We start from the raw sequence: 17858 nt of genomic DNA on the forward strand, positions 1-17858 counted from the left end.
GAAAGTTGAAAAAGAGAGGAGAAGCTAGAATGAGAACACAATTACTGTTGATTGTTCGAAATCGATTAATGAAAATTCAGTTCATCGGTTGTGTAGTGCTGATGGTTATTTTTCTTGTGATGAATTTTCAACAAAAATCTTCTCTCAATGAACTTTTGAATACCACTTTAAATCAAGGAGATAAAATTCATTTGATACTAATCAATGAATATGAAGAGGAAGCTAAGAAAAGAAGTTTAACGGAAACAGAGGAAAAATGGTTAGAGGATGCCGTTGCTTATCATCGTGCAGTAACAGCGTTTCAAAACCAAGATTATAAAACTTATATAAAAGAACAGATTCATTTTTGGGAGTTGCGACTTGAATTAAGAGATAAAGAACAATCGCCCCTTCCGATTTACAATACAATTGGATTTAATCCTAGTAAGCAGGAACAGTTAGAGTATAAAAATGTCAAACAATATTTAATGGAATTTCGTTCTTTAGAGGAGAAGGGTCGCTATCAATTAGACGATATTTTACAAATGCAGAATCGAATTTTTTGGATGGAATGGACAAAATATAATGAACCGATGCTTTACTGGTTGCCATTTCTATTTTCAATCTTGCTACTATTTATCAGTCCTATCCTTTTAGACGATTGGAAGCATCGAAGTATATTAGGGGTGAAGCCGATTCGTCAGTGGAAATATTTATTACAAAAAATCAGTAGTTACTGGCTGGTGAACATGGCGCTTGTAATTCTTGTTTTATTTGTAGTTTCCCTAGTACAGAGTGTATCTTTTGGCTGGGACGCCCTCACTTCGCCGTTACTTGTATTTCGTGGGGAAGAGGAGGTTCTCATGCTTCCGTTTCAATTTATCGGGATTGTCCTACTCTTTGCAGCGTGTGTTCTCCTATTCTTAATCAATCTCGTCGCATGGTGTAATCAGTTGAGTAGAAATAAGATGGTAGGGTTCATCGCAGGGCTGATGGTTATTTGGGCAGAGCCTATCTTCCGTTCCATGAAGATTTATCCTTCTTTTGCAGACAAGTTGCCACTGTATTATGTGAACTTTGGCTCTGTCATCCAAGGAATGAAAGATGATTTTTATGCGACAGGTACATTTACGATTTCAAACGGATGTGCCAGTTTACTTGTAGGAGCGTTCGTGTTCTTCTTATTCACGGTTGGAACTTCTTGTTGGCAAGAGCGTCAGATACGAGGGGGTTCGGTATGAGTAGATGGGTTCAGTTAGATAGAATGCATTTAAAGAAAAGAGGATTTTTCTATAAGATACCGCTTCTTATCTTAGTAGTTGCCACGCTTGTCATGGGATATCATCACGTTACAGGAAAACCGGCCTTAAGAGATGTGATAGAACGACAATTTGCTCAGATAGATAATCTGAAAGATTCATTTGAGAACCAGGTGACAATTGATGAAGATACAAAGAAAGAGATGGATACTACTTTCCAGGCTCTTTACCAAACCTATGCGAAAGAAAATGGGATTTATACAGTGAAGGGGAAAACGGAGCGGCTACTTCCGATTTATGAAAAGCGATTGAAATTGGTGGAATCTCTTCTAAGGCGTGCCCCAGAAGAATGGGCGGATTCGCTAGAGAGTCCTATGCAGATTAAAGCTAAACTCCAATTATTCCATTATTTAGTTGAAAAAGAGATATCCTACCAAACCTATTACCAGTATGGTGATTTTATACAGACGATTTTCCAACTTCTTGGTTACGGTATCCTTGTCTTCTTTTTCCTTGTGCAAGTAGGGGGATATTTAGAAAGAAAACAACGGCACCGAACGCTACTAGAAGTAGTGCCAATTTCTAATAAAGAAGAATTATTGGCAGAAACGCTCTATTCTTTGAAATACTTTTATGCTTTTCCTAGTCTGCTGGTGATTCTGCCTTTTGTGGCTTATGGATTCCTAATTCAAGAGAATGTTTTTTTGTTTCCTGTATCGTATGTTTCTAATGGGGAAACAATCTTTATTTCAGCGATTCAAGGGATTCTACTGGCGATCGGATATCCATTATTAGCAATTGTTGGGTTATTCATTGCACAGATGCTGCTCTTTTCTTTGATTAAAGATACGATGGTATCGACGATTGTCCTCTTTATTCTTGGATGTTTGAGTATTGGAGGATATTCGTTAGGGACTATTTTACCGATTAGTTTGTTACCAGCTCTACAACAGGGAGTACCGCTTGTGATAGGAGCTATTGTAGGAGTGGCCTTCTCCATTTTGTTTATTGGCATAAGACTAAAAAATATAAGGAAGTGAGGAACTAAGAAATCCTCACTTTTCTTTTATTTTCCGTCCAAAGTCCTATACACATTAGATTAAGACGATGTTAAACTATGAGCATAATAATTTGAAGTGGAGAGATTTAGATGAAGGTGATTTTCCAAAAATTTAAAAAAGAGGTGTTCGTGACTATTGCGATTTTAACATTAATTGCGACCTCTCAATTATTAACAAGTATTGTCAATGCAGAGATTTTAGACTATTTAGTAAAAATGGATATGAACGGGTTTATCCGTGAGACGATTCTTTTAGTCGCAATTTTTGCTTTATATTTGTTGTTTACCTATATGTTGATTCGCTATCAAGCGTTCTTTGAACAAAAGGTAGTTACTTGGTTACGAGATCGAATTAGTCATGCCATAAAGAACACTTCTTATGAACGCTTTTATGAGAAAAATAGTCAAACCTATATTTCTTGGTTTACAAGCGATATGGAACAAATCAGAACAAAAGCTTTTACGCCTACGGTTGAAGTCGTTGGGGGAGCCATCTCTGCTGTATTTTCTGCGGTAGCGCTATTTATGTATCATTGGTCTATTGTATTATTAACCGCTTTTTGTATTATTTTGATGGCAGTATTACCCGCATTGTTTTCTGGAGAGTTAACAGCTAAAACGATGAAAACATCTGAAGAAAACGAGCATTTTTCAAAACATGTTTCGGACTTATTAAGTGGATACGATACTTTATTCGTATTTAGAAAATTGAACTATTTGACTCAAAAAATCCATGAAAGATCTGTCAAAGTTGGAGATACACAACGAGATTTTAGTAAAACAATGGCAAAAGTTGCCGTAAGTGGTGGAATTAGTAATTTATTTTGCCAAGTTTCTGTCTTTGTTTTAACAGGATATCTAGCCTATATCGGAGAAGTGAGTATCGGTAGTATCATTGCGACAACAGGCCTTAGCGGAATCATTTTTAATGTTCTTGGAAATATCAGTCAGAAAATCGGTTCGATTAAAAGTACAGCTCCTCTCTTTGAAAAATATGAACTACTTGAGTCTGCGCAAAATAATGAGAATGTGGATAAAGAAGATTCTCATACGTTAATTGAAGTAACAGATGTCTCTTTCAATTACGGAGAAAAGGTGATTTTAAATCATGTGTCTCTTGGATTCAACGAAGGACAAAAATACGCGATTACTGGTGAAAGCGGAACAGGGAAATCAACGCTATTAAATATTATCGCTGCTAAATTAACGGAGTATTTAGGAGAAGTAAAATTTGCTGGGGTCGATGTGAAGAAACAATCCTATGATGAGTTATATCGTCAAATGGTCTATATCGCCCAAAAGCCACATATCTTCACGACAACCATTCGCGAAAACGTAACGCTCACAGAAGAGTATACGGACGAAGAAGTTTGGGCATCCCTTGAAAAAGTCGGACTCGCCACGATCGTACGAAACTTGCCACAAGGATTAGACACCGTTCTAGGCGATGGCGATTCAAATCTATCTGGCGGCCAGTTGCAACGAATTGCCTTTGCACGTGGACTTATAAAAAAACCAAAAGTCTTCTTACTGGATGAGGTCAGCTCCAACTTAGATGAAAAGACGACGGTTGAGGTGTTGAAACCTATCCTAGAAGATAAGAGCGTGACCGTTCTATGGGTAACACACCATCTTCCTGAAGCCTTAAAAGAAAATATCGATCAAACGATTCAGATGAGTGAATTGAATCATGTAAATTAAAGAAAATGAAGAGCCTTCCTACTGTTAAATAGGAAGGTTTTTTTGATGTAATATTCGATTTAATGCGATTTTTTCTTTGAAAAGAGCCAAAAATGATGTAATAAATGAAAAAAGTATGACTAAGAATCTAAGAAAGTTCTACGAAAACGTTACAGGAAGATATCGAATATTGCAGAAACATATGTTCTTGTCATTTGTTTGTAATAATAACATCAGAAAAAGTCAAAAAAATTAAGTGACCTTAACAAAGGGCGTAAAATCAACACTTTCATTTTTTTTCATGGTAACATAATTGCATTCATTAAGTTCGCGGCTCAAAAAATTTATGCGAACGAGATTTTTGAATTCTATAAAAGAGTCAAAAGTCGGAAAGGAAAATATGAAACCAATCAAGAAACGATTGATGATGGTGACAGCATCACTTGCACTATTTGGCTATGCAGGTTTTACAGCAAATTCAGCAAGTGCAAATGAAGTAGAATGGACAGCACGTACTGTTGAACAAGTAAAACAAGATGTGAAAAAAGATGACAAAGGGGTACAAGAGTACACAATTAAATGGGGAGATACTTTATCAGTAATCTCTGAAGCAACAGGCGCTTCACTAGATTCACTTGTTCAAGTAAACGAGATTCAAAATGCGAACCTTATTTACCCAGGAACAGTATTACGCTTCTCAGCAGACCAAAAAGAAGTGACTGTCAATAATGGCTCTCAAGAACATTCTTACCGTGTTCAAGATAACAAAGAAGTTAAAGAAGTAGAGAAGTCAGAAGCAACAACTTCAGCAAGCAATGAGACTGCACAAGCAACTCAAGCAACTGAAACAACACAAGCTGCTCAAACGACTCAAGCTGCTTCATCAAGCCAAAATGGCTACTACTTAACAGTAGAAGCTACTGCTTATTCATATAATGAAGCTGGTTTATCAAGCTACACTGCTGATGGAACAAACCTTGTGAATGAACCAAATGTGATTGCGGTTGACCCAAGTGTCATTCCATTAGGATCATATGTTGAAATTCCAGGTTACGGTATTTTCCGTGCTGCAGATACAGGTGGCGCGATTTACGGAAACAGAATTGACGTTCACTTAGTGAATTTAAATGATGTTTATAACTTCGGACGTCGTACAATTACTATTCGAGTATTACAATAATCACTGAATAGAACTTAACTTAACTTTTTGAGGAGTCGGGCTTACTAGACCCGGCTCTTTTTTAGTTCAAAAGAAAGTTAAGAAAAGGTAAGACCTGACTAGAAAACTAGGAAAGAGTTTAGAACTATGGTATATTAATACCATCGATTAAAAAAGAAACCAATAGGAGAGGGAATTTTATGAAGAAAAAATTCACAGGAATGTTAGTGCTTGCTTCAACTTTAGCATTAGCAGCTTGCTCAAATAATACGAATTCAGAAACAATTGCTACTACAAAATATGGTAATGTGACAAGAGAAGAATTTGTGAATGCAATGAAAGATACCGTTGGGGAACAAACTTTACAACGTTTAGTCTTAACAAAAGTGTTAGAAGGATCAGTAGAAGATTCTAAAAAATTAAAAGAAGATGCTGAACAAGAAGTTGCTAAATTAGTAGCTCAATATGGTGGTGAAAACGGCATGTTAGCTGCTTTGAAACAAAGCGGAATCGCTTCAGTAGATGCATACCGTCAAACTATTTACTTAAACAAATTAATGACGGCTGCTGTTAAAAAGGCTGCAGCATTTACAGATGAAGATATTAAAAAATACTACGATGAGTGGGAACCACAAATCAAAGTACAACATATCTTGATTGCTGCTAAAGCAACCGCTTCTGATGAAGAAAAAGCAGCTGCAAAAGCAAAAGCAGAAGAATTAATTCAAAAATTAAAAGATGGCGCTGATTTCTCAGAATTAGCAAAAGAAAACTCTGCCGATACAGGTACAGCTTCTAAAGGTGGAGAAATCGGACCTTTCAAACGTTCAGATATGGTGAAAGAGTTCTCTGAAGCATCTTACAACTTGAAAAATGTAGGAGATATCACAGAAACTCCAGTTGAAACTCAATTCGGTTACCACATTATTAAGATGTTAGACAAAGGTGAGAAGAAACCATTTGATGAAGTGAAATCTCAAATGGAAGATGAAATGTTACAAGCAAAATTAAAAGATTCAGCATACTTACACCAAACAATGGTGGATTTATTGAAAGGTGCTGACGTGAAAATTTCTGATGAAAGCTTACAAAATGCATTGAAGAACTTCTTAGATGCAGCTGATTCAACAACAACATCTTCTAAATAATTCTTATACAGCATTTGCTGATAACGAAAACGAAATTTTCCTCGAGGGGCTATTTAAAATAGCTTCTCGAGGATTTTTTATGAGCAGATTTGTGTTTTTAGTGTCTTTTCTGTTAAAAAGTGTCTTTACTTCATAGATAACCGTTGACATATTAGAGAATAGCTGTATAATTCAATCTATAACGCGATGAGATGGAAAGTAATCTTTGAGGCATTGGTAGAGAGCTTGGGGTTGGTGAAACCAAGTAGTGATAAGAAGATGAAAATGGCCATTGAGTGGACTTTTTGAGCTTGTGAAGTAAGGAAAGTACGGGGCGCCCGTTATAGCGACACGATTTCAAAGAAGAATCAATGGAATCGATTGAGGTTTATTCAGTGATGAATGAACGAATAAAGGTGGTAACACGGTATTATTGAAATGATCGTCCTTTGTCCATTTTGGGCAGAGGATTTTTTTATTGTGTTCGAAAAAATGAGGGGGAATGGGTAGACAATACAGGTTGATGAAAAATAATAAATACAATTATTGGAGGAAAAACAATGAAAATCAAACACTTATTTTTAACGGCAATTGCGGCGATCACATTAGCTGCATGTGGCAGTCAAACATCAAAAGAAGAAGTAAAGGAATCTACTACTGAAGCAGCTCAAACGGTTAAAGTTGCAGTTGTCGGAAGTGCAGCCCATGAATTATGGGATTATGTTGCTGAAAAGGCGAAGAAAGAAAACATTAATATCGAAGTTGTAGAAATGAACGACTATGTTTTACCAAATACAGCTTTAGAAGAAGGTTCAGTTCAAATGAACGCCTTCCAACACCGTGCATACTTAGCGCAATGGAACAAAGATAAAGGGAGCGATTTAAAAGAAATCGGAACAACTTTCATCACACCATTATACTATTTCTCAACAAAATATAAATCATTAAAAGATTTACCTGAGAAAGCTAAAGTTTTAGTTCCTAAAGAGGTAGCGATTCAAGGTCGTGCATTAGTAGCGCTACAAACTGAAGGATTAATTACATTGAAAGAGGGCGTTGGAACAAAGGCGTCACTAGCAGATATTACAAGCAACCCTCGTAATTTAGAAATCATCGAAGCAGAATCTGCTCAAGCTCCTCAAATGTTACAAGATGTGGATGCAGCTTCTATCAATGGTTCAATGGCTCAAGATGCTGGATTGAAGATTGAAGATAACATCTTTACAGATGCAAACCATTTAGATACGATTCCAAAAGATCGTTATAACATTATCGTTGTGAATGGAAAAGATGCAGACAACCCAGTTTATAAAAAAATCGTTGAATTATACCAAACAGACGATGTTGCTAAAAAAATGGATGAAATCGGTCCTGGACAATATTTCCCAGTTTGGAAATCTGAAAAATAATCAAGTATAGAACGAAGTTGCTTTCTTTAACGTTTCATAACGTTTCATAATGATTCATATCCTATAATGACAGCGTTTCTGTGTCATGTTATATCATACGTTTTCTATTTATACGGAACAAATACGGAACAAAAAAAGGCTGCCGAATTGGCAGCCTTCTTTATATTATTTAACTGTAATTAATCCTTCTGGCTCAACTGTAAAGTCGGGCTTGTCTGCCATTGTTCCGTCTTCGCTGATATAGTACCATCCATCCTTGCCTTTAATGAATGCGTTCGATTCCATGAATCCATTATTTGTGTTTAAATAGTACCATTTATCGTAATACTTAACCCAACCAGTAGCCATACTGCCGTTATCGTGGAAATAGTACCATGATCCTGCAATATTCTTCCATCCGACAGCCATTGCTCCACGATTGTCAAACCAATACCATTGATTATTAATCTTTCTCCATGTGTTCATTAAGCAATATCCACGTTCATCAAACCAGAACCATTCCGCACCGACTTTACGCCATTTATTTGCAGGATAAGTTCCGTCTGATTCACGATACCACCAACCCGTTGAATTTTTCACCCAACCTTCAGGACTTTGACCTTCACTGTTAAGCATTTCCTCGACGGTTGAGCCTAGAGTAGCGAAATACTGCATACGATTAACGAAATATTCTTTCACGTTTTCAGTCGTTCCGCCGTGTAATTCTAGTGAACGGTGTGGACATGTAGTAGACACAAACTCATGATGTAGTCTTACTGTTTGTGTATTGATTGGCAATCCATAGAACAATAAATCTTCAGTAGCTTGCATGAGTGTCATATCTTCATTTTGAAGGAATTCCTCGTCACTAACTTTCAAGCTCTCACACACTTCATATCCAATCGAACGGCAATTACTCCACCAGTCTCCAGTGTGATAGCCGATATTGAATGTATCAATTACTCGAGCAATAGTATTGCGATTGCAATAGTAGTGTGCAATTCCTAGTGCTTTATCACGATTGCGTAACCAATCAATGTACTCTTCTGGTGTCATACTTCCCGCATCGTTGTGAATTACAACAAATTCCAAATTGACTAATCGTCCGCTGTTGCTCATTAAAGTTTCATTGATTTTTTTAACCATATTAAATCCTCTTTTCGTTTGATTTACAATGAAATAGGCAACCACGATTGTAGCTGCCTAATAATTTTATTGATTGTTCGGACGGTCATAAGTCATTGCACGAGTGCTATCACTTACTCCGCTAGTCGTAGGATCGTTAACAACACCCACAATTACGAAAACTGCAAACAGTGCATTGATGAATACTAGCAGCTTATCTGTAGTATCTCCAAGCTCCAATCGGATATTAAATACTGCTAAGAATGCCTGTAATAGCAATGCTAGAGCAGGCACGAGTGTAATCCAAAATGTTTTATTTAAAATGCGTACTTTCCAATTAATCATCATATTTTTCTACCTCTTTCATAATTAATTTTTTAATTTTTGTTTCTTGATTCTTTCTCATTTGATTAATGTATGGCTTCATAGCTTCTGGGAACGGCAATCCAAGCGCCTCCCAGTTTTCCATTAAGGAACCTATGTAGCTAACGATAAAGAATAAACAGGCTGTAATGCCAAGCTCGCGATGACCAAGTGCGCGTGCGTATAGTGCTATAACCATCACGACAGCTACACCAAAGAAATGACGAAGCAAGCCGTTAGTACTTGTCTTGCTGTCAAATTTTTTTAATTTGAAGGCTTTGATGTATCCAGACAGAATGTCGAAGAATACAAGCCAAAGCAATATTTGAATGTATGGACTTTTAAAAAGCGATTGAAGATGTTCGTTTAAAAGTCTTAATTCAATGTCGTTTGCCATTATAATTCCATAACCTCTACGACTGTTTTATATTTTTTGATTTCTTCACGCTTATTAGAATTCTCTTGCTCTAAACGTTGGATTTCATCATTTAAACTCTGAACTTTTTGCTCAAATTGGGCTTTTTCTTCTCCGAGTTTATTGATTTCGTCTTGTTTAATTTTTACTTTCGATTCTAATGCTGTGATTTTTGTTTTAATTGTCTCTAATTCCATAGGTATGTGCCTCCTTAAATTTTAAATGTTACATTATCTAAATTTAACCACTTTGAATCTACATTGCCTTTTACGACTACGTTTCCTGAAGGATAAACCGCGATAATAGCGAGTCCGTAACTATTATTTAATCCTGTCTTAAATATTCCAGATCTAGGTCGATAGCCTTCTGGCAGATTGAATATAACTGATTCAGTCTTTGTGTTTCCGTCTTTACAGGTCCCGCGAATAAATACCATCCCATCACTAGTCTTAGAATACTGAACGTTACCATAGTCGGTATAGTGTTTCCATCCTTCTGTTAATGTAGCTGTTTTCCAAGATGTTTCTACTTCGTTTGTAGATACTATAACCCAATTCTTCCAGATTCCAGATTCGCATCGTCTCATGAAAATAGAATCTTGATTGAAAGGGATATATATTTGAACGCAGAAATTATTATCTGTACTGTGAGTAGTAACATTCACATATCCATAATTATTTGTTCCTGTCGGATTATGCTGCACACCAAAAGCATGGTAGCACCCTGCTGTTCTTAAATTATTAAGATCTCCATTATATTTTAACGACTTACCATCTCTAGATGTGAGTGCAAATTCCTGGATTGGCTTTCCTCTGGACATAAGACCATCTTCAACATTTAAGCTACTATGGAACGCAACTGGAAGGAATGACTCAAAATGTCCATCCAATTCTGGGAATCCACCAATTGCAGCGCGATTGTCACCCCAAGCCCACAATACTCTGGATGAGCGTACTACAAGCACAGAGTCTACTAAGTCGCTCAGTTTATCCTGGATTACTAATCTCACATTATATGCCTTAGAAATCTCATAGAATGATCCGCAGTCAATTTGGCGGTTAATCCGTTCTGTACTCTCATTCGTGAGATTTACGGCATCAATCCATCTATTAGCCTTCTTAGCTGAATACTGGATTTTAAGAGTATAAGGATTTCGATTAATTCCATCAATCACTAATGGACTTACATTGGCGGCAACTGTTGCGATGATAGTTTTATTAGTACCGTTACCTGTTCTATTGGCCAGGAAGCCTATAATTTTAGGTGCGTAGTAATCCCATACTTTGATAGTTTTTGACTTTGTCGCGGTTCTTCCGCGTGAGTCAGTAACTTTAGCCGTAACTTCTAAATTACCAGCTTTGTTTGCTGGAAAGTCTCCTATTGCTGCTCTAACCACTAAACTATCCACAGTTAACTCAGTAGATACGATAGTTGAGCCATGAGTGCCTGCTGCGTTATTTGCTTCAACTCTCATGACAGATTTATCTTTTACAAAATTGCCAACAGGAATGAATTCTGCTAATTGTGCTGTTCTTTCAGTAATCGTGACATCTTCAAGGGTAGGAACGATAGAAGCAGGAACTTTAATGCCAATTCCTCTCTGATATACATCGTTTCCAATCTTGCCATTGCCTTTGAATGTGCGTACACAGACATCTAGAAGTCCAGTATCGCTGTTAGTGATACGTGCTGCATAATCTATTGGAACTGTGAACTGCACATTTGAATCATGTCCAGTTCTTAAATCAATCCAACCGCTGTCGTTAACTTGCCACCAGACTTGATGCCTAAACTCGTCAACTTTTTTATTGATTTTGATAGTCACTGGCTGCCCAAGTTCTGTAGCAGTAACTGAGCCGATAGCACTGGCGCGTGGGATATTTGTTAAATCAAGAGCTCCACTGAACCAGTTAATATCTCCTTGATCTGCAACATTCAAAATTCTTGCCAAGAATGTGATTGTTTTGCTGCCGTCATCGTTGTGAGGGATTGTAATAGTTCCACTGCCTAGAAGCACTCTGTTTGTATTTCTTAAATCAAAGCTTACATACTTATTAACTACTGTCTGGCCGTTAATCGTAGCTTCTGCCCACGTCTCATTATTTAAGTCATAAACCCAAGTACTACCTCTCTCTAACCACAGATTATACTGAACTGGTGAATCATTGTTCTCAATGCTGTAAGTAGTCTCAGTAACTTCCATTGCAAGCTTTGCATATCCGCTACTAGTATATTTCTCTATCCTAACCATTTACAGCACCTCCTACGTATGATATTACAGTGAACTCGTTATCGTATTTTTCAAATATATGATTGGCAATAGTAACGGAATTCCAGAATGTGGCGCTAACAATATTCATTTGTTGGCCAGACACATACGCTACGACACGGCCCGAATCGATAAATTCCATGCGCTCGTTTGTGTATCGAGTTTGCAATTTATTACCATTTTTCCCGATGAGCATTCCATCTTCATCAACGTTGAAATATGTTGAGAGAGCATTAAGAAGAACTCTTGATTGCTCGATGTTAAGCTCTACTGCTTTTGTTCTCTGACCCAGTCCTCGAATCTCTTCCGCAGTCTCTTGAATTCGCTTGTAAGACTCTTCAAGACTGCTGAATCGTCCAGTTAAATCTCTGAATGTGTCTTCTGTTACTTGAGATTTATTGATAATCTCCATGACCTTAGCGTATTGGTTAGCGTGTTCCCTATTACGATCTTCAAATTCTTTTTGAAGTCGTTCCAGCTCTTTGTCATCTTTGTTTAAAACAGGCTTCCATTCGCCATTTGTGTAAATTTTTGGAACATCCTTTCCAGGAATGCTCGTATCAGTCCACAAATCTCCAGGACTAGGATTTGTTGGAGGAGTTGGCCCTATTGATTTGTTAACAATAAAGTCTTTGATAACAATCGAGCTACTTGCAACAACTTGATTTCCTTCGATGGCTTCACAGATAAAGGAGGCTTCCCTATCAACATCGTTGACAGTAATTGACAATTCATTGCTGCTACTTGTGTGTTGTTGATTCCATGTAGCATCGTCTGTACCATATTTGCTCACGCGTTTCCATCGAAAGGAAAAACGGTTATTCATTGGAATGTCCATCTTACTGACACTGGCAATTAATTTAGTCGCTATATTGCTGTTCTGGAATATTACACCATCCGTAGAATGGATTGTCATTACAAATGGCACTTCCGTAAAGTCAAACAAGCGTTCTTTAACCAATGTACTCAAACGCTGCACCCTCTCAGAGATTGTGTCTGGATTTTCAACAACATTAGTAATTGTAACTTTACCGATGTTAGGCTGGGACAGTTGCTTTTTCAGTTTAGCGATGCGAGCTTCAATCTGAATAGCTGGCAGATAGTCATTATCCACGATAGAGGCACTGTCACCGATAGAGGTGCCTTCTGGAAGTAGAGTGATATCTACTTCATAAGTAGCCTCTGGATAAGCTCTTTTTTTGAGCTGTAGCATCGTCTCTTTAAAGAGTTCTTCTTGAGTCTTAGCTTCACTCTGGTAAGTATCTACGATGTAACCACCATCTCTTTCAACGTTATCATGACGGCTCCAGCGTTTGCCTTCCAGGATGTCATGAAGAGTGTCTCCACCCACCCAATAGCGGCCATCATCGTATTTATATCCTTGCAGTGTTAATCCGTCTGCACCGTGAGCTCTTAACGCTGTAGCAAGATGTTCAATGCTTTCTTTCTTTGTAATCTTACTTACGTTAATTCCATACTCTAGACGAATCTTCTTATCCTCTCCAATTCTTTTGTGAAAGTTCACTAGTTTACGATGTACTTTGCCATGAACGAATTCATAGCTGAAGCTCAGCTCTACATCAAATGCTTTAGCAATCCTTCTCATGCGTTTAACGGCAGTCTCGAAGCTTTCAACCTTAATGCTGCGCTTGCTACTATCTGGAACATCGTTCACTCCGATTTCCCAGCCAGAATCTAAGGAAGCAGCAGCAAAGTACTCTTTGAGAGTCCTAGAGGTGCCGTCTAGTGGCCACACTGTTTCTCCAAGCAAATCAAGGCCACCGTCTTCACAGTAGAATGTCTTACTGTCGTTATCTTGCTCAATCGATACAATCTCGAAGCCTCGTGTCTGAGTTCCGTCTATAACGAATACATAACAGCCATTGATGATTTTCTCAATCTCTGGATTGCCGTCCTTGTCTACTGTAAACTCATAGGTTCCAATTCCAGTGTCTAGATCTTGTTCAAACCAATCATCATACGCGATTAAACCGCCAGCTAAGTCAAAGCTTAACTGGCAGAGTGTTTCGTATCGTCTATTTGTAATTGTTATCATATCCACCGCTCCTTAAATGTAGCATCTACGACTGGAATCTTATTGTCATCGCCAAGAATAGCGACTTCTGTAATTCCAGTTTGGATAGAGAACACTTGGCTTGCTGCATTGATGTACTTACGTTCACCGTTGATAGTGAGCTTGTTCTCAGCACTATCAAACACAACTAAGTCATTAGTATTAATCACTGCTGGGCCATTCTCGTAGCCGTACTGCACTATCTTTCCATTAGGATGGGCGAAAGATATCATCTTATACGCCTTTTCTGCAGTGAATTTGTAAATAGGATATACAGGAGCTGTTCCCTCATTGTTGAAGATTAGCTTGTTCGATTCTCTTCTTGCAGCCTTTTCAGTTTTCGAGATTGCAAAAGGATTGAAGCAGTGAATTTCAAATGAGCCTTCTGAATATCTGAATGTAATCAGATTGTAGTCAGTAGTTCCAGCCACGATGCCCTCATAATACACCTCTGGCTGATAACCAAACTCAAAGCGACTCAATCCAGGCACTAGCAGCGCACGTTGAAGAGCAATCTTGCTCTTCTCAATGCGATCACCTAAAAGAGTGAATTTGACTTTAATCACTCTTTTTCCGAATCGTCTACGAATAAAACGCTCACCATCAGCAAGAACATACTTATTAGAAGTGGTGCTAATGCTTGGACTGAATCCAAAATCAATATTATTAATTATTAATAAATCGCCAAGCTCTTGGCCATTAACTTTGAAGCTAAACATTAGCGTTCACCTCTCTTTCTATTCTCTCTTCTATTGTTTTTTGCTTGCTCGTCTGTTACATAAGGTGTAATTTGTTTTCCTACTTTCTTCCCATCTAACTCTACAGTAGTGTGGAGTTCTACTACTTTGATATCTGTTTCTGCATCGTCTTTGACTTTTTCTGGCTTCCATGCGCTCATTTGAGCAGCTTGCTGCTTAGATAACTGAATTCCACCAGCTACAGCCACACTGCTGCCGATTTCGACATCATTGAACACTTGATTATCAAGATACTTGTCTACTACATCGTTAATACCTTCTGCGATAGCTTGAACAGTAGTCTTAACACCTCGGAAGCCGAGCTGTAAACCTTCTTGTAAGCTGTCCATGATTGCATTTCCGTGTGGGATTAATAATCGTCTGTCATAGCTGATTGGGCCTTTGTGTTCAGCAATCCAGTTAGCAATGCCCCCAACAAAGTTCTTAACGCCCTCGAACGCTGATTTTATACCGTTTAAGAATCCGTTGATGATAGCACTACCTGCTGACCACAAATCAATATGGCTCAAGTTTGAAACAATCTCGCCACCCATATTCACTATCTTGCCAAGTACTTCTGGAATCATTTTGGCTATACCTTTGATTAAACTAGATATAATTTGCACACCAGCGTTCAAGATTTGAGGCAAGTTGTTCCAGATTGTAGTAACTAGATTAGTAATCATATTGATTCCTGTGTTCACAATGTCTGGAATTCTCTGGATGATTCCACTGATTAAGTTACGAATAACTTCAAATCCAGAATTAATAAATTGAGGCGCGTTGCTGTAGATTGTTTGTAGCAGCGATGAAACTAAGTCAATTCCAGCTTGTAAAATGCCTGGAGCTGCTTGAACCAATCCATCAATTAATTGGAACACAAAGTCTATACCAGCTTGTAAGATTGATGGGCCGTTCTGCATAAATGCTTCAACAAGTCCATTAACGATATCACTTGCAATGTTCAACAGTTCTGGGATTGCTGCTAGAGCGCTGTTGTAAATACCCATGATCATATCTTGCCCCATTTGTAGCAAGCCTGGCACTGAGTCCATGATTGAACCCAAGTTCTCTCCTATAGCTTCTTTGGCCAAGTCAAAAGCTGATTTTAGAATGTCTGGCACACCTTTAACGATATTCCAGAGCATTGGCAAGAAGTTGTCTACAAGGAATGTCTTCGCAGTATCTACTAATGCTCTTAGAGATGGCCCTAAATCCTCTCCAAGTGCCAAATTGCCGAGCAAGTTATGTGCTGCAGCCTTCATCGCGTTAAATGAACCAGTAAAAGTCGTTGAGGCTTCTTTTGCAGTAGTTCCTGTAATATCGAGATTCTCTTGAATCGCATGGATAGCTTGATACACATCATTCAGATTGTTGATGTCGTATTTAGTTCCAGTGAGCTTCTCTGCATCTTTTAATAAGCGCTGCATTTCTTCTTTTGTACCACCGTAACCGAGTTTTAAGTTGTCCAACATGGTATAGTTTTGTTTAGCAAATCCTTGATAGGCCGTCTGAATGCTTTCCATTGAAGTACCCATCTTGTTTGAGTTATCGGCCATGTCAATCATCGCCATGTTGGCCACTTCTGCAGCTTTCGCAGTATCTCCACCTAATGATTGAAGCAAACTCGCACTAAATCCTGTCACATTTTCCATATATGCGTTAGCAGATAATCCAGTACTTCTGTATGCTTCTTTTGCGTATCCTTTAACGATATCTGCACTACCTTTAAATAGTGTTTCGATACCACCTAAAGACTGTTGCAAGGCAGCTCCTTCATTTAGTGCAGCAGATATACCACTCTTAATAGCCGCACCAATTCCAAGTGCTGCAGCGGCTTTCAATGCCGCACCCTTAAATCCGCTCATGAAGCTGGTTCCTGATTGTTCTCCAGAGCTTGCTGCTTCTGGTCCCATTGCTTTTTGAATCATGCCCTTAATTCCTTGCGCTGATGGGATAATTTGAACATAAGCAGCCCCTAATTCTGTTGCCATTATTCATCATCCTTTCTTAACAATTTCTCTCTTTCTTTTAAGAAGTCCTCGCTTGATTCAAATCCAATTAAGTCGCTAGTTTTCGCTTTTTCTTGAGAGCCTATCAATGTAGCAACCATTGACTTAGGATAGTTGCGACCGTTCATGCCATCTTTTGTCTGCTGCCATATCAACACGTTTAATTTGTCCTGTATTCCAGCGAGCAGCATAGTCTCAAACGGAACTTCGATATCATTCATCTTCATTTTGATTCTGGAATTTTCTCTCAGACCAAAAGAAAAAACGGCCACCATTTTTAATGGCAGCCGTCTGTAATCGTATATTTGATATGTTTCAGCAAGATCACAGATAAGCGCGTCTTCATCAGTCGCTATCATTTTAGCGAGGATTAAGATTTTTTTAATTCTTCATTTTCGAAAAGTGCCTTGATAGTAGTAACTACATCATCTTTTGAGACTAGTCCATGCTCATTGCGCATACTATCAATGAATGCTTTAGCCTCATCCTTAAAGAGTAGCTCTACCAAATCTGGAAGATATAACACACTTTTTTCGACTTTTGAAAGTGCATCTAAAAAATCGTAACTCTCAAGCAATTCTTTAGATAGACTGTAATTGAATCCTGCTTCTGTTGTTCCTGTAATCATTTAATTACCCCTTCTTTGAAATATATTCGTAGTGAGTGAATCCATCAGTATCTGGGAATGCAGATACAGTACTTTCATAACCGTGTGTGTTAGAGTCTGAGTATTCAATTTCACCCATTTCAGTCAATTTAGCAATAGGAATGACAACTCGTTTCAAGTATCCACCTTTTAACACAGAATCGATAACCATTGCTTGCTCTTCAGCTTCATCTGAACCTACTTTAATTTTGATACCTGTTTCAAGAGATCCTTCAACATTTGACTTGCCATAAATGAATTTAAGAACATCAATGTTTAAAGCCTCGATAAATGTCATTTTGAATTTATCTGTCTTATCTTTTTGTGACGAATTAACAACAGCACCGCCCCATGCTTTGATGTCTTGAGTAGATGCTGTGTTTTCATTCTTAATTCCATCTTCTGAAATATATCCAAGATTTTTGAATGCTGCATCTAATTCAGATTTTGCATCTTCTGGTAATGCTGTTTTTAATGGCGCCACGAACACGGCACCGCCGACTTTAGGCTTTGCGGTAGTTACCTTTGTAACATCGTTTTTATTTTCTGCCATCACAATTCTCCT

Annotated in this window: 17 protein-coding genes and 1 other annotated feature; of the genes, 6 read left to right on the forward strand and 11 right to left on the reverse strand. The window is 38.0% G+C overall.

Annotated features, from left to right (window positions below):
* Nucleotides 1-29: 29 nt before the first annotated feature.
* The 6 genes from HMPREF3103_RS04525 (at nt 30) to HMPREF3103_RS04550 (ending at nt 7673) form a co-directional block, all read left to right on the forward strand.
* Nucleotides 30-1220: a hypothetical protein gene (locus HMPREF3103_RS04525; protein ID WP_070437582.1), complete on the forward strand. Its 1191-nt coding sequence runs from the start codon at nt 30-32 to the stop codon at nt 1218-1220.
* The gene (locus tag HMPREF3103_RS04530; RefSeq protein ID WP_070437584.1) at nt 1217-2278 is read left to right on the forward strand and encodes a hypothetical protein; all 1062 of its coding nucleotides are present in this window, start codon (nt 1217-1219) and stop codon (nt 2276-2278) included. Before HMPREF3103_RS04525 ends, HMPREF3103_RS04530 begins: the two co-directional genes overlap by 4 nt.
* A 110-nt stretch (nt 2279-2388) precedes the next feature.
* The gene (locus HMPREF3103_RS04535) at nt 2389-3999 is read left to right on the forward strand and encodes an ABC transporter ATP-binding protein (RefSeq protein WP_070437587.1); all 1611 of its coding nucleotides are present in this window, start codon (nt 2389-2391) and stop codon (nt 3997-3999) included.
* A gap of 379 nt (nt 4000-4378) precedes the next feature.
* A complete protein-coding gene (locus tag HMPREF3103_RS04540) occupies nt 4379-5158 on the forward strand; it encodes a 3D domain-containing protein (protein ID WP_246826958.1) in 780 nt (259 codons plus the stop codon).
* 179 nt (nt 5159-5337) lie between these two features.
* Complete coding sequence (locus HMPREF3103_RS04545; protein ID WP_005607355.1) at nt 5338-6285, forward strand: peptidylprolyl isomerase; 948 nt, start codon at nt 5338-5340, stop codon at nt 6283-6285.
* Nucleotides 6286-6462: 177 nt separating this feature from the next.
* Nucleotides 6463-6717, forward strand: a binding site (T-box leader).
* A gap of 107 nt (nt 6718-6824) precedes the next feature.
* Complete coding sequence (locus tag HMPREF3103_RS04550; RefSeq protein WP_049555001.1) at nt 6825-7673, forward strand: MetQ/NlpA family ABC transporter substrate-binding protein; 849 nt, start codon at nt 6825-6827, stop codon at nt 7671-7673.
* A gap of 165 nt (nt 7674-7838) precedes the next feature.
* Here the strand turns inward: HMPREF3103_RS04550 and HMPREF3103_RS04555 are convergent, their stop codons facing one another.
* The 11 genes from HMPREF3103_RS04555 to HMPREF3103_RS04605 all read right to left on the reverse strand — a co-directional run bounded on the left by HMPREF3103_RS04555 (nt 7839) and on the right by HMPREF3103_RS04605 (nt 17846).
* Complete coding sequence (locus tag HMPREF3103_RS04555; protein ID WP_070437595.1) at nt 7839-8798, reverse strand: N-acetylmuramoyl-L-alanine amidase; 960 nt, start codon at nt 8796-8798, stop codon at nt 7839-7841.
* Nucleotides 8799-8864: 66 nt separating this feature from the next.
* Nucleotides 8865-9125, reverse strand: coding sequence for a phage holin (locus tag HMPREF3103_RS04560; RefSeq protein ID WP_083278734.1), 261 nt, complete (start codon nt 9123-9125; stop codon nt 8865-8867).
* Nucleotides 9115-9537 carry a phage holin family protein gene (locus HMPREF3103_RS04565; protein ID WP_070437598.1) on the reverse strand — a complete coding sequence of 141 codons (423 nt, stop codon included), beginning with the start codon at nt 9535-9537 and terminating at the stop codon, nt 9115-9117. The genes HMPREF3103_RS04560 and HMPREF3103_RS04565 overlap by 11 nt, the downstream gene beginning before the upstream one ends.
* Complete coding sequence (locus HMPREF3103_RS04570; protein WP_070437601.1) at nt 9537-9752, reverse strand: hypothetical protein; 216 nt, start codon at nt 9750-9752, stop codon at nt 9537-9539. Before HMPREF3103_RS04570 ends, HMPREF3103_RS04565 begins: the two co-directional genes overlap by 1 nt.
* A 14-nt stretch (nt 9753-9766) precedes the next feature.
* Nucleotides 9767-11806, reverse strand: coding sequence for a DUF859 family phage minor structural protein (locus tag HMPREF3103_RS04575; protein WP_070437604.1), 2040 nt, complete (start codon nt 11804-11806; stop codon nt 9767-9769).
* Complete coding sequence (locus HMPREF3103_RS04580) at nt 11799-13880, reverse strand: phage tail spike protein (protein ID WP_070437607.1); 2082 nt, start codon at nt 13878-13880, stop codon at nt 11799-11801. Before HMPREF3103_RS04580 ends, HMPREF3103_RS04575 begins: the two co-directional genes overlap by 8 nt.
* Nucleotides 13877-14617 (reverse strand): phage distal tail protein, encoded by a 741-nt coding sequence (locus tag HMPREF3103_RS04585; RefSeq protein WP_070437610.1) that lies wholly within the window; start codon nt 14615-14617, stop codon nt 13877-13879. Before HMPREF3103_RS04585 ends, HMPREF3103_RS04580 begins: the two co-directional genes overlap by 4 nt.
* Nucleotides 14617-16629, reverse strand: coding sequence for a phage tail protein (locus tag HMPREF3103_RS04590; protein WP_070437613.1), 2013 nt, complete (start codon nt 16627-16629; stop codon nt 14617-14619). The genes HMPREF3103_RS04585 and HMPREF3103_RS04590 overlap by 1 nt, the downstream gene beginning before the upstream one ends.
* A complete protein-coding gene (locus HMPREF3103_RS04595) occupies nt 16629-17006 on the reverse strand; it encodes a DUF5361 domain-containing protein (protein ID WP_070437615.1) in 378 nt (125 codons plus the stop codon). The genes HMPREF3103_RS04590 and HMPREF3103_RS04595 overlap by 1 nt, the downstream gene beginning before the upstream one ends.
* 11 nt (nt 17007-17017) lie before the next feature.
* Nucleotides 17018-17275 (reverse strand): hypothetical protein, encoded by a 258-nt coding sequence (locus HMPREF3103_RS04600; protein WP_070437618.1) that lies wholly within the window; start codon nt 17273-17275, stop codon nt 17018-17020.
* Nucleotides 17276-17279: 4 nt separating this feature from the next.
* Nucleotides 17280-17846 carry a phage tail tube protein gene (locus HMPREF3103_RS04605; protein ID WP_070437621.1) on the reverse strand — a complete coding sequence of 189 codons (567 nt, stop codon included), beginning with the start codon at nt 17844-17846 and terminating at the stop codon, nt 17280-17282.
* Nucleotides 17847-17858 lie beyond the last annotated feature (12 nt).

The sequence above is a fragment of the Granulicatella sp. HMSC30F09 genome (genome assembly GCF_001806915.1).
In the GTDB taxonomy this organism is placed as follows: domain Bacteria; phylum Bacillota; class Bacilli; order Lactobacillales; family Aerococcaceae; genus Granulicatella; species Granulicatella adiacens.